The sequence below is a fragment of the Pseudomonas sp. HMSC057H01 genome (assembly GCF_001836405.1).
Classification (GTDB): domain Bacteria; phylum Pseudomonadota; class Gammaproteobacteria; order Pseudomonadales; family Pseudomonadaceae; genus Pseudomonas; species Pseudomonas aeruginosa.
On record NZ_KV828456.1, the window covers coordinates 39,327 to 52,468 of the forward strand.

Consider the following 13,142-nt stretch of genomic DNA (forward strand, 5'->3'; position numbering starts at 1 on the left):
TGGTGCCCGCGTAATATTGATTCCAGGCATCCTTAGTTATTCATTACCGCTACGGCATGAAACTCGATATCGCCAGGGTCGTGGCCACTACCCCGACGGACTCTAGCTGCGGTGTGATGCCGGCCCAGATGACCTACGAGGACTCCAATGGCGATCTGAATATTCTTGAATACCGGGCAGCCGGGACAGGTTGCCGTAATCAAAACTAGATAAATGACATCGCGCTGACTGAAATGTAATTTCCAAGTCACCCTGACGTTATTTGGCATGTGGAAATATGACCAAGGCGTGCCTGGCTATGCCCGGCGCGCTTGGCACATATATGCGACCACACAATGACAACTGCCAATAACATCAGGAGCATTTATGAATAACAGAACCCTGTTAGGACTTTCTCTGCTCACTCTGAGCGTCAGTACCGGGCAAGCTGCAATGGCCGCCGACGAGAAAGGCGAGGGATTTATCGAAGGCAGCAGCCTGACCATCCTCAATCGAAATCTCTACTTCAACCGTGACTTCCGCAAAGGCCAGTCCAGCAGCTCGGGTAATGGCTATTCGGAAGAGTGGGCGCATGGCGTGATAGGCCGATTCGAGTCTGGCTTCACCGAGGGCACCATAGGCTTCGGTGTCGATGCCTTTGCCATGCTAGGACTTAAACTTGACACTGGCGACGGCCGTTCAGGAGCCGGTGGCTCAGTCGATGTGCTGCCTTACAACAGCCTCGGGCAGGCTGAGGATAACTACTCCAAACTGGGTGGCGCGGTGAAAGCTCGGTTCATGGATACCGAGATCAAGGCAGGCGACGTCTTTCCCGTCAGCCCGGTCGTCCAATACGGTGATGCACGGCTTTTACCGGAGAGTTTTCGAGGTGTCACCGTGGTCAACAGCAGCGTGGAAGGACTGTCGCTTCAGGGCGGTCGCCTCCACTCGATGAGCCAACCCAATACCAGCAGCATGCGCGACGGCTTCGCTACCTTCTACGCGGGCGAAGTGGACTCGCCATGGATCGCCTATTTCGGTGGTGATTACACGCTTAATGACAACGTCGGCTTTAGTCTCTACACCAGCCGCCTCAAGGATGCCTGGAATCAATATTACGCGGGCACCACGCTGATAGCGGCAGCATACTCTTGCATGGCCTGCTCATTGGCCTGAATCATCCGACCATAAACACGATCAGCGCCGCCTTCTGCCAGAGTGGCAGAGGAAACAACCATAGCGGCAAGGGCTGCAATAACTTTGAGGCTTTTCATGTTTAATCACTCCTTCAAGGTGGTGATTAAAATATATCCGCTCAACCTGTCATAAAAATGAAGTCAAAGTTACATCGCCGTAATGCTTCCTGCCGCGTTACCCGGGCGAGTCAGCTTGGCGCGTGGCTTGCCCGGGTTTGTAAAGCTATAGCTCCTGCGGTGCGCGAACCTTCTGTGTACGCTGCCTTCGCATCAGCCAGTACGCGGCCGGCAAAACCAACATGGACATCAGCGGCGCGGTAATCATGCCGCCGACCATGGGCGCGGCGATGCGCTTCATCACCTCAGATCCGGCACCTCCGCCCCAGAGGATTGGCAACAGGCCGGCGATGATCACGGCCACCGTCATCACCTTGGGCCGCACACGCAGCACCGCGCCTTCACGAATTGCCTCCAGTAGGGCCGGATCACCGCTGCGCCCGGTATCCACACGCGCATGCCAGGCGTTCTTCAGGTACAGCAGCATGATCACCCCGAACTCGGCCGAGACGCCGGCCAGGGCGATGAAGCCCACGCCGGTGGCCACCGACAGGTTGAAGCCGAACCAGTAGAGCAGCCAGATGCCGCCCGACAGGGCAAAGGGCAGGGTGGCCATGATCAGCAGGGCCTCGCCGAAGCGGCTGAAAGTCAGGTAGAGCAGCACGAAGATAATCAACAGAGTCGCCGGCACCACCCAGGCCAGCCGCGCATTGGCGCGCTCGAGGAATTCGAACTGACCGGAGTAGGAGACGGTCATGCCGGCGTCGAGTTGTACCCGCTCGGCGACGCGTTGCTGCAACTCGCGCACGGTCGATGCCAGGTCGCGCCCACGTACATCGACATACACCCAACCGGACAGACGCCCGTTCTCGCTGCGCAGCATTGGTGGCCCTTCGGTCAGACTAACCTGGGCGACGGTGCCCAAGGTGATCTGCTGGCCGGCTTGCGTGAGGATCGGCATACGCCGTAGTGCCTGCGGACTATCTCGCCACTCCTTGGGATAGCGCAGGTTGATCGGGAAGCGGGCCAGTCCTTCAACCGTCTCACCAATATTGCTGCCGCCGATGGCGCCCGATACCACCGCCTGCACATCGGCGATGCTCAGGCCATAGCGCGCCGCGGCCAGTCGATCGATCTGGATGTCCACGTAACGGCCGCCAGTAAGGCGTTCTGCCAAGGCCGAACTCACCCCAGGCACCTCTTTGGCCACGGCCTCGATATCGCGCGTTATGCGCTCGATGTCGACCAAGGAGGTTCCGGACACTTTCACCCCAATGGGGCTCTTGATCCCCGTCGCCAGCATGTCGATGCGGTTGCGGATGGGCGGCACCCAGATATTGGACAGCCCCGGAACTTTTACCGCGCGATCCAGTTCCTCGATCAGCTTTTCGGGTGTCATCCCCGCGCGCCATTGATCGCGTGGTTTGAACTGCACCGTGGTCTCGAACATTTCCAGCGGTGCTGGATCGGTGGCGGTCTCTGCTCGCCCGGCCTTGCCGAATACCCGTGCCACTTCGGGCACCGTGAGGATCATCCGGTTGGTTTGCTGCAGCAGCTGGGTGGCCTTGCTGGCCGGCAAGCCGGGCAGGGCTGATGGCATGTACAACAAGTCGCCCTCGTCCATCGGCGGCAGAAACTCTCCTCCGAGTCTGCTGAGGGGCCAGAGACTGGACAAAAACACTAGCAAGGCCAGCGCTAGGGTCACCTTAGGCCAAGCCAGCACCCACTCCAGCACCGGCCGGTATGCACCGATCAGCCAACGATTCAAGGGGTTCTGTTGTTCGCTGGGGATATGCCCACGAATCCAGTAGCCCATCAGCACCGGTACCAAGGTGATCGAGAGGCCAGCAGCGGCAGCCATGGCATAGGTCTTGGTGAATGCCAGCGGGCCAAACAGGCGACCCTCCTGGGCCTCCAGGGTGAAGACCGGGAGGAAAGACAGGGTGATGATCAAAAGGCTGAAGAACAGCGCCGGCCCGACCTCGGCCGCAGCTTCGCCGATCACCCGCCAGTGCGCCTCGCCCTGAAGCGGTTCACCGGGGTGTCGAGCCTTCCAGGCCTCGATGTGCTTGTGCGCGTTCTCGATCATCACCACGGCGGCATCGACCATGGCGCCGATGGCGATTGCGATCCCGCCCAGCGACATGATGTTGGCATTGACGCCCTGGTAGCGCATGACGATGAAGGCCATCAGGATGCCCAGGGGCAGGGTGATGATCGCGACCAGCGACGAGCGCAGGTGCCAGAGGAAGATCAGGCAAACCAGGGCAACCACCGCGAACTCTTCCAGCAGCTTGTAGCTGAGGTTATCGATGGCGCGGTCGATCAATTGCGAACGGTCATAGGTGGTGACCACCTCGACGCCGGCCGGCAAGCTGCCCTTCAGGCTGTCCAGCTTGGTCTTCACCGCGGCGATGGCATCGCGGGCATTCTTTCCGGAGCGCAAGATGACCACGCCGCCTACCACTTCACCCTGGCCATCCAGCTCGGCAATGCCACGACGCATCTCTGGCCCCAGCTGAATGGTGGCCACCTGACCCAGCAGCACCGGAACTCCGCTGGCCGAAGCCCGCAGCGGCACATTGCGGAAATCCGCCAGGCTCTCTAGATAGCCTGAAGCCCGCACCATGTACTCGCGCTCTGCCAGCTCCAGGATGGCGCCGCCGGTTTCCTGATTGGCGCTCTTCAGCGCCGCTTCGACCTCCTGCTGAGTTACCCCATAAGCCACCAGCTTCTGCGGATCGAGCAGCACTTGGTATTGCTTGACCATGCCGCCGAGGGTGGCCACTTCGGCTACGTTGGGCAGGCTCTTGAGTTCGTACTTGAGGAACCAGTCCTGCAGTGCCCGCAGCTGGGCAAGATCATGCTGGCCGCTGCGGTCGACCAAGGCGTACTGGTAGATCCAGCCCACGCCGGTGGCATCCGGCCCAAGGGTGGTGGTAACACCCTCGGGCAGGCGTTCCTGCGCCTGGTTGAGGTACTCCAGCACCCGCGAGCGCGCCCAGTAGAGGTCGGTGTCGTCCTCGAACAGCACGTAGACGAAGGAGTCGCCGAAGAACGAGTAGCCGCGCACCGTCTTCGCCCCCGGTACCGAGAGCATGGTTGTGGCCAGTGGGTAGGTCACCTGGTTCTCGACGATCTGCGGTGCCTGTCCGGGAAAGCTGGTTCTGATGATGACCTGGGTGTCAGATAGGTCCGGCAGTGCATCCAACGGCGTGTTGCGCAGCGACCAGATGCCCAGGGCGGTGATGAACAGGGTCGCCAGCAGCACCAGAAAGCGATTGCCGATAGACCAGTGGATCAGGCGTGCGATCATGGCTGGTCTCCTTCCTTGCTGAGCTGCTCGATCATCAGGCCGGAGTTTTTCTGGCGGGCGCCGATACGTACGTGATCTCCTGGCTTAAGTCCCACAGCTACTTCTGAGCTGACCAATGGAAAAGCCATGGTCATACCTGGCATATTCAGGCTCTCGAAGGGCCCGTGCTCCAGGGTGACTGACTCCGCGTCCAGAGCACGAATCACACCGTGAGACACATGCAGCCCCTCCGTGCTGTCCTGTTCTGCATTGCCGGCCAGGATGCCCTGCAGGCTGGCTTCCGAATCGATGAGGAACTGGCCGGAGGTAACGACCGCCTGACCTTCCTCGAGACCGGACAACACCTCCAGACGCCCATCGGCCTCGCGGCCCAAGGTGATTTCCTGGGGGCGGTAGCGTCCGTCGCCTTCGGCCAGCATCACCAATGCACGCTTGCCGGTGCGAATCACGGCTTCACTCGGCACAAGAAGCGTGGATTGTTCGACGGCACTGTTCAGGCGTACGGCGGCGAACATGCCGGGGCGCAACTTACCGGCAGGGTTGGGTAGCTCGCTGCGTACCGTGAGCGTGCGCGTTTGCGGATCGGCACTCGGCAGCAAGGCTATGACGCGGCCCAGCAGCGGTCGATCAGGAAAGGCCGTCAGGTTGGCGCGGATCTCGTCCCCGACCTGGATACTTCCGGCCATGGCCTCGGGTATCGCCGCATCGAGCCAGACACTGGACAGCCCGTTGATCAACGCCAGATCCTGCCCGGCTTCAACGGTCATCCCGGCGCGTACCTGCAAGGCTTGGAGCTCGCCGCTGATAGGTGTGGTGAGGGTTTGCACTGCCCGCGGTTTGCCGCTGCGGCGAACCTGCTCTATCAACGCTTGTGGCATGCCGAGCAGGCGGAGGCGCTCTTGGGCCGCAGTGATCAAGCGGGCGTCACCGGTACGCAGTACCGCGAGGAACTCCAACTGCGCGGCGGACCACTCGGGAATCAGCAGGTCGACCAGGGGTGTTCCAGCTGGCAGTACATCGCCAGGGGCACGCCCGTAAACCCGCTCGACGAATCCGCCAGCGCGGGCCTGGAGGTTCGCTACCTCTCGCTGGTTATAGGCCAGGGAGCCGACCACCTCGATATCCGAGGGCAGTACACCGCGGATCACCGTCGAGGTTCGCATTCCGAGGTTCTGCACGGCTTGAGCGGGGACGCTCAGGACAGACGGATCTTGCTCGGATCCTGCGTATTTAGGGACAAGCTCCATATCCATGAAAGGTGACTTGCCCGGTTTATCGAAGCGCTGCTCAGGCTGCATCGGGTCGTACCAATAGAGCACCTTGCGCTCGTCCGTCGGTGCGGAGCTAGGCAGTAGCTCGTGTTTGGCTTGCCGCTGGGCCAGCCAGTAGCCACCGCCCGCCGCGCCAATGCCCACGGTCAGCACGGCGACCGCAAAACCAAATGTCGATATCTTCATTTCAGGCCCTCCACATAGGCGTAGTACAGGCTTGCGGAGAGCTGGCTCAACTTGCGCTGCTGTTCAATCTGCCGCAGTTGCGCATCAATCAGGTCGCGCTGGGCAGTAATAACGGATGTGAGCTGGCTGTTACCGGCTTGGTAGGCGGCCAGTTCGAGATCGGCACGTTTGCTTGCAAGCGGGATCAAGGTTTTTTCGGTGCGTGACAAGGTCCTGCGCAGTTGCTCAAGCTCGGCAATACCGCCTTCCAGCTCAGCCTGATGGGCGCGCAGTAATGCTTCCTGCTCGGCTTCCATCTGCGACACGCTTTGTTGTCTGGCGTTGATCTTGGGCCCCTGACGTGTGCCTACGAACAACGGCAGGTCGAAGGTAAATTGCACCATCACCATATCGCCGAACTGGTTGTCGCGATTGTTGTAGGCAAACTCAACACCCCAGTCGGGGGTCTTCTCGGCGATGGCCTCGTTCAGCTCGGCGCTAGCCTCGCCGACTCGGGCGGAGGCAGCGCGCAACTCAGGGTGTGAGGCAATGCGTTGCTGCAGGTGCGGTGCCACCAGGTTCAGACTGGGAACACCTCCTTGCAAAGGCTGGTCAGCCTCGTTGCCTATCCAGCGGCGCAGCTTGGCACGAGCTACTGCCACATCGCGATTCAGTTCATCTCGCCGATCTTGTAACGCCAAAGCTTCCTGGTCGGCCTGCAACAGCTCGCCAGGCTGAGCACTACCGCCGGCAATCAGCGATTGCACGGTCGAGCGGAGCATCTCGATCTGACGGTCCAGTTGATCGAAGAGGCCAACACTGCGTTCGGCGTAGTACACATCCAGCCAGCTCACTGCCGTCTGGCGCTTGATCTCCAACTGCATGGCACGCTGCTCGGCCTCGGCTCGGCCTACTGAAGCCTCGGCCAACTGGCGCCGAGCCTGACGCTTGTCACTGTTGGGGACTTCCTGCATGAACCCAATGCGGCGCATGGTCATGGAGTCACGATTAAGCGTGTAACGGTCAGGGCCTTCGATCGGCAGGTTGTCGATGCCTAGAATCAGCTTGGGATCGGGCAGGGCGTCTGCGGGCTCGACAGCCTGCTGTGCCGATGCCACCTGCGCCTGGCGCGCGAGGTTCTCAGGGGCACTCTGCTCGGCCAGAGCTTGGGCTCGTTCGAAAGTTAGGGGCTGCGCCTGCGCGGCAAGCCAGGGAGCTGCCCAGAATGCGGCAGCCAACACACCGAGAAAGCCACGGCGTGGAAAAAGGAAAGCGGACATGCTTTCGCCTCCAATGCGATTGATCGAAGTCGCGACTACGAAACGTGACCGCGACGATGCGCCTGACTGTAAGGCGCGGGATGATCACTGCATTAGACGAAACGAGGAGGGCGCCAGAGTCCTGCGGGCTCTCGCTTAATCACCGACTGGGTCAGCAATATCTCGGGGCGTGAGGGGAGAGGGGATATGCTCTTGATCACGGTGGTCTGGAGAAGTCCTCCGGTCTTGCATTCCTGGCCGGGTTTGCAAGGGGACTTCTTGGCCACCCCATCAGACTTGTCCATTTGCTCGCAGCACGGAGCATCGGCCATTGCATGGCCCTGATGATCGGCGCTCTGCATCGGGCAAGGTTGTGCCGGCATGCTGAAAGCCACACCGCCGAAGGTCGGCAGCACGAGGCTAGCAATCATTAGCAGGATCAATCCAATCCGACGCACAGCAATTCACCAGTCGGGGCAATAGGCCGACGATAGCAGATTGCCCCCGAGCCATGAATGCTCCTTTTGACGATAACAGCACTTCGTTGATTTGGATCAAATAGAGTGTCTAGTCTCACAGGGCGAGCTGATTTTGTAGCGGGTGAGATTTCAATCGAGCAAGCGATAGAGTTCAGGCCAAAGAGGATTCTATAATCACTCCACAATTAGCTATAAAGCTCATTAGTGCACAAAATGCAGCGGGATGTGGAACCCTGAGGTGCCGCTGAATGAACGCAACGCAGGGTATCGGCTGGCATGGCAGAGCCTGGATTTCACCCGGGCTGGGCATTTTTCTGGGGCAGGCGGGTAGCCAAGATTGGCATAGCCACATGGCGCATCAAATTACCGTCAGCTTGAACGGCAGCTTGACTGTGAAGTGTACATCCTCGTCGGTGACGGCAAGGGCCATCTGCATCAGGGCAGGGGTGGCCCATCAGATCGAAGCTGACGAAGTGTTGTCGATCTACCTCGACGCGCTGTCCGATGAGGCGCGAGCACTTCCCGATAACATCGGGGAGGGCATCACTCCGATTCAGATGGGCGATACAGCATCGCTGCGAAAATTGCTGAGCAGCTCCGATCCGTCAGCCCAGCAAATTCGGGAAATGGTGCGCCTTGTTCTCAACCTTACGACTCCGCCGGCCTCCGATCCGCGACTGCAGTCGGTCCTCGCTGCGTTAAAAGAGCCGATTAATGGCAGGCAGGCGTTGGCCAAGCGCGTTCATCTGTCGCCTACCCGATTCTCACATTGGTTCGTCGAACAGACCGGTCTGCCGCTGCGCAGCTACCGGAAATGGAATCGCCTGGTCATAGCGCTCCAGCATATCGCCAGCGGCGCCAACCTGACTGCGGCCGCCCACGCTGCCGGCTTCGCTGACGCTGCCCACTTTTCCCGCACCTTCCGCGACCTGTTTGGCCTCGACCCCTCATCTGCCTTGGGTCATGTCAGTCTGAAAGGCTGAATTCAGCTTTTCTGTTCAAGCGCCATCACAGGTGATTGGCACAAAGTGGAGTCATCTCAGGGAGGGCTTCACGATGGGCAATTCACTCAGGTTCATGATCCGCTGGCTCAGCTACCCAACAATCTTTGGCGGGGCCGCAGCTTGGATGATCTGGTTGCTCTACACGGGTATTCCGTATTGGCCCAGCACGCCGATCATTGCCGCCCTAGGGATTCTGCTGGTGGCGCTGCTGGAACGCGTGCAGCCGTTCCGTGACGACTGGTTGGAGGACCACCAGGATACCCTTACTGATATCATCCATATGGTCGTGAACCTGTCCGTGATCCAGATTACGGCGACCGTGCTGGCCCGGCTGGGCGATTGGGTGCCCGCAGAGTTCCGTGTCTTCCCAACAGAGTTACCGCTGTGGGCTCAGCTAGTCATTGTCGCCGCCGTGCTGGACCTTAGCTTGTACGCCATGCACCGCTTCAGCCATCAGGTTCCATGGCTGTGGCGCTTGCATGAGCCACATCATAGCGCTGAGCGGCTCTACTGGATGAACGGCGAGCGCCGGCACCCGTTGCATGCCGCCATCATGGCAGGGCCTGGGCTGCTCGTGCTCTTTGCGATGGGCACTCCTTCTGCACTCGTGGCCACCTGGTTCGGCATCCTGACGGTACATTTGGCCTTCCAGCACTCAAATCTGGACTACTCGTTGGGCTGGCTACGGCGCGTCATCGGCGTTGCAGAAACACACCGCTGGCATCACAAACGCGACTTCGAGGATGCGCAGGTCAATTTTGGTGAGTTCTTGCTGGTGTGGGATCAACTGCTTGGAACCTTCTATGACAGCGCAAGCAAGCCCAGCAGCGCCGAAGTAGGACTGCGTGACCGGGACTATCCAACAGGCTATGTGGGTCAGATTGTCGAGCCGTTCAGAAGTCAGTAGCTTGCTCGGTGTCGCTGGCGACTAGCTGGTTAATGAGGATCGACCGGCATGAGTTCGATCAAGGGTTTCAGTTGAACTCTGACACTGGCCAGCCAATTGCCCAGTTCCACCAGATCCTCATCAAGCGACTCGGCTTCCTCCCAGATACTGCCGCCTTCCGTCACAGACACCGATAGTGCCGCACCATCGAGCACCGTTTTCGCCATGGCATGTACCCGCAGGAGGCCATCCCTGAGGCCGCCGATGTTGTTCATTTCCTTCAGCAGCAGATCCAGCCCATCGACTAGACGCAGCAACTGGATGGTGTCGTAGTCGTCATGCAAACGCTCCAGCGCCTCGGCATCTACCTCGCCGTAGGGCGTGACGCGAAATGACGCAGGAGGAATGTTCATCAGGTCATCTCCTCGGTTTCCGCAGTACCGAGCTTGCCAGTGCGGATGGACCCGGCTGCCTGCTGGAACACCGAGTCTTTGATCCAGGGCTCCGGCGGCCGGTTGAGCTTGAGGTTGAACTCGCCGAAACGCTTGACGTTGCTGGTCAAGTAGGGGCTGAGGAAGGACACATCTTCATCGGTGAACTGCCAGCCCTCGCGGGCCAATTTCTGCAGGATCCGCATCATGTCCACAGTGTTCTGCAGGATCACCGACGAGGCCACCATGTCGTTGTAGCGCAGTCGCTTCTGTTGCTCGTCCGGATCGTTCTCGGCGATCACGTCGCCACCGAAGGACAACCACTTGGAGAATCCGTTGTAGGACTCGATCTTGTTGGTGTTCGCGGTAACCTCCTGGCGCAACTCGCGACTGCCGATCCAGGTGAGCAGGAAGATCGTACGGATCACGCTGCCCAGTGCCTGTGCCGCGTGGTAGAGCTTGTTACGCCGGCTGTAGGAACCGAGTTTTCGCAGCAACATAGGCGAGGAGATTTTGCCCGCCTGGATCGATAGCGCGACCTGCATCAAATCCTGCCAATGGGTTTCAATCAGGTGCCAGTCGGCGGTGTCGGTGAACAGGCGGTTGATATGCTTATACGCAGCGCCGCGATCCGGCCGGCACATCACCAGGTCGCGCCAATTGCGGATGCGTGGCATCAGGTTGATACCAAGCAGATGAGTGAAGGCGAACACCGTGGCCGACTGGCCCTGGGTATCGGAATACACCGTATCAGCTTCGACGCTGAGATCGGCCTTGAGCAGCCCCTCGATTACATAAATTGCCTCCCAGATGCCCGGGGGGATGAAGTGCTGGAATACAGCGATGTAGTTGTTGGCCACATGCCGATAGGCAACGGCTCCCATCTTGCGGTAGCGGAAGTGGTAGCCGGCCAGCAGGTTGTCGTCATAGAAGTCGAACTGGGTGCCGTCCGCAGCCACCGCCTTGCCATCGCCCCAGAGTTTGGGCAGATCGAGCTGCAGGTAGAGCTCCACCAGCTCGCGGTTAGCCTTGTCCAGTTTCTCCAGCGAGAGGTGACGGCGATTGGTATAGGAAAGCATGTGGGGGGTGACATTACCGGCCAGATGCCGCGCGGCCTGGCTGGGGCCGAGGTTGCAACCCATGGCGAAGATCGTCATCAGGTAGCGCTCGGCAGGTTCTTTGAGCTTTGGCTCGTTGCCGGACATCGGCCCGAAATGTCGAGTGAACTGAATCCAGTGCTCGATGTTGGCCATGATGTCGAGTACGTGCCTGGCCGGCATGCGTTGCATGAGGGCCGTCTGTAGCGAGATGGCCGATGGCGGGATGTCGCGCGCCGTCACTCGGCGCAATACCGGTTCGCCGGCTTCGTTGATCGATACGTCCCCTCGGCAAGAGGGGAATTTGTCATCCAGTTGCTGCGCGGTTTCCTCCAACTGGGTCTTGAGGGAGGTAACAAATTCCTTCGCCGTGCCAGGCAGTTCCATCTTTTCGCAGTAGGCTGGTAGTCGCTGGAGACATTCGTCCCAGGGTAGCAACTGCTTGCGATAGTCGGCGAAGGATTCCGACCCTTGTACGCACATGTCACCGGATCGCAGTTCGTTGGCCAGGTAGGAGAATACGCAAACTTCCAGATAGCGCCGGTTGGTCGGTGGCCCCTCACTGGCAGGACGACGAACGACCTTGACCCAGCGCTCCGACGCAAACGACAAGTCGACGTGCTCGTCGATCCACACGCGGTGCAAATTCTCGCTGTCCTGTATCAGTTGAAGTGCCTGAACCAGCGACCGATCCTGAGTCGTGGGCTCCAGTTGGAGAAGGTGGCTGAGACGGAACAACAGCGAGCGATGGGACCTGAAATGCTTCCAGATCAACGGCAGGTAGTTATTACCGCCGGTAGCCTGGACTTCGGCACAGGTTTCGCGTAACCGTTCCAGGTTGCCGTCGGGGGAGAGGTATTCCCGAATCAGGCTACCTGCCTCTTGGTCATCCGGTTCCTGAACCAAAATCTGCACCACACCGTCCAGGGTGGCCGCCAGCTGCTCCAGCTTCTGACGTTGCCGTGCTTGGATTTGCTCTAGTTCTTCCTTGGCACGTTTGTGAATCGTAGAGATTCGCCGGATGAACATCTCGGCTAGGTGATCCCGAGTCCGCACGCGCATCCGATAGATCAAGGCAAGCATCAGCGTGTAACGCTTCGGCAGCGAACAGTCCTTAAGCTCGGCGACGTCCGACGCCGCAGCTTGGGCAGCGAAGTGGCGGATTTTGGTATCGACGATTCCATCAAAAATGGCATCTAGATTCCCAAAGCTCTCGAGCCAAGCCATGTGATCTATCAGCACTTCCAAGTGTTTGCGGGATGGCTTCTTGGGTGCCTGCTTGAGGGCGTTGAAGTCACTTTGGCGTCGCCCGAAATCCGTTTCGAGCAGTTCTTTCAGTTTGTAGACCACCTCAATTGGCGCCCTGGTCACAACGAGATTGAATAGCCGCTCCTGCATTGCAACTAAGGCATCCTCAGCAGCGTCATTGAGGGTGGAATAGGCTGGGAGTTCGTAGCTGCGCTGCAGCAACTCGCCGATCAGCACATTGATGATATCCGCCCGCTGGTCGAGTACCTCGGCAGATTCGTGCGCAAGGTGGAGAGCTATGGTGAGCGCTTCACTACCATAGAAAGCCTTGATCTGGAGGTACTCACGAATGGCCGCCTGATGCCTATAAAAAGTACGCGAGTTGGTATAGCGGGAAGTGATACGAGGGCCAAAACCGAGTGTATTCCTGATGTGGTCAGTGATTTCTGGAGGTATCTCGTCTAGGGGAGGAAAGTAATGGAGCTCTTGGAATACCTTGAGCTGGACTGCCAGCCCAAGGGAAAGGGCTGGGCTACGAGCTGTCCTGGAAATCCAGTCAAGCTCTCCTGAGGAAAGCGAATAGTTGCGGTGTAAGTCCTTCGCACTGAGGGTAGTTGCTAGTCGTGGATATGCCGTTCTCTCCAAAGCCGCCATCGCTCAGCCCCTATGCATGCAAATAGATCAGCATAGACGCTTCCGGGCATGAGGCAGGCGGGACAAACAGGCCAAGTGAAATTCTATTTATATCAATAGG

At 59.2% G+C, this 13,142-nt stretch carries 7 protein-coding genes and 3 pseudogenes; 4 read left to right on the forward strand and 6 right to left on the reverse strand.

The window, feature by feature from the left end:
* Positions 1 to 35: 35 nt before the first annotated feature.
* A pseudogene (locus HMPREF2581_RS32025) lies at positions 36 to 209 on the forward strand (DUF2790 domain-containing protein); the annotation flags it as partial.
* A 157-nt stretch (positions 210 to 366) separates the two neighbouring features.
* A pseudogene (locus HMPREF2581_RS12590) lies at positions 367 to 1,110 on the forward strand (OprD family outer membrane porin); the annotation flags it as partial.
* A gap of 5 nt (positions 1,111 to 1,115) precedes the next feature.
* Here HMPREF2581_RS12590 and HMPREF2581_RS33545 read toward each other — a convergent pair.
* From HMPREF2581_RS33545 to HMPREF2581_RS12605, 4 genes and pseudogenes are all read right to left on the reverse strand, one after another.
* Positions 1,116 to 1,253, reverse strand: a pseudogene (locus HMPREF2581_RS33545) (co-regulatory protein PtrA N-terminal domain-containing protein); the annotation flags it as partial.
* A gap of 145 nt (positions 1,254 to 1,398) precedes the next feature.
* Positions 1,399 to 4,548 carry an efflux RND transporter permease subunit gene (locus HMPREF2581_RS12595; RefSeq protein ID WP_003117283.1) on the reverse strand — a complete coding sequence of 1,050 codons (3,150 nt, stop codon included), beginning with the start codon at positions 4,546 to 4,548 and terminating at the stop codon, positions 1,399 to 1,401.
* Positions 4,545 to 6,005: an efflux RND transporter periplasmic adaptor subunit gene (locus tag HMPREF2581_RS12600; RefSeq protein WP_003117282.1), complete on the reverse strand. Its 1,461-nt coding sequence runs from the start codon at positions 6,003 to 6,005 to the stop codon at positions 4,545 to 4,547. The genes HMPREF2581_RS12595 and HMPREF2581_RS12600 overlap by 4 nt, the downstream gene beginning before the upstream one ends.
* Positions 6,002 to 7,264, reverse strand: a complete 1,263-nt coding sequence (locus HMPREF2581_RS12605) for a TolC family protein (RefSeq protein WP_003139513.1) — start codon at positions 7,262 to 7,264, stop codon at positions 6,002 to 6,004. Before HMPREF2581_RS12605 ends, HMPREF2581_RS12600 begins: the two co-directional genes overlap by 4 nt.
* A 706-nt stretch (positions 7,265 to 7,970) precedes the next feature.
* On the opposite strand from HMPREF2581_RS12605, the gene HMPREF2581_RS12615 reads away from it, so the two are divergent.
* Both HMPREF2581_RS12615 and HMPREF2581_RS12620 read left to right on the forward strand, forming a co-directional pair.
* Positions 7,971 to 8,705: a helix-turn-helix domain-containing protein gene (locus HMPREF2581_RS12615; protein ID WP_003117280.1), complete on the forward strand. Its 735-nt coding sequence runs from the start codon at positions 7,971 to 7,973 to the stop codon at positions 8,703 to 8,705.
* 73 nt (positions 8,706 to 8,778) lie between these two features.
* Positions 8,779 to 9,633 carry a sterol desaturase family protein gene (locus HMPREF2581_RS12620; RefSeq protein ID WP_023095634.1) on the forward strand — a complete coding sequence of 285 codons (855 nt, stop codon included), beginning with the start codon at positions 8,779 to 8,781 and terminating at the stop codon, positions 9,631 to 9,633.
* 29 nt (positions 9,634 to 9,662) lie between these two features.
* Here the strand turns inward: HMPREF2581_RS12620 and tnpC are convergent, their stop codons facing one another.
* Both tnpC and HMPREF2581_RS12630 read right to left on the reverse strand, forming a co-directional pair.
* Positions 9,663 to 10,025 (reverse strand): Tn3 family transposase post-transcriptional regulator TnpC, encoded by a 363-nt coding sequence (gene tnpC / locus HMPREF2581_RS12625; protein ID WP_003117279.1) that lies wholly within the window; start codon positions 10,023 to 10,025, stop codon positions 9,663 to 9,665.
* Positions 10,025 to 13,042, reverse strand: coding sequence for a Tn3-like element ISPa42 family transposase (locus HMPREF2581_RS12630; protein WP_003117278.1), 3,018 nt, complete (start codon positions 13,040 to 13,042; stop codon positions 10,025 to 10,027). The genes tnpC and HMPREF2581_RS12630 overlap by 1 nt, the downstream gene beginning before the upstream one ends.
* Positions 13,043 to 13,142 lie beyond the last annotated feature (100 nt).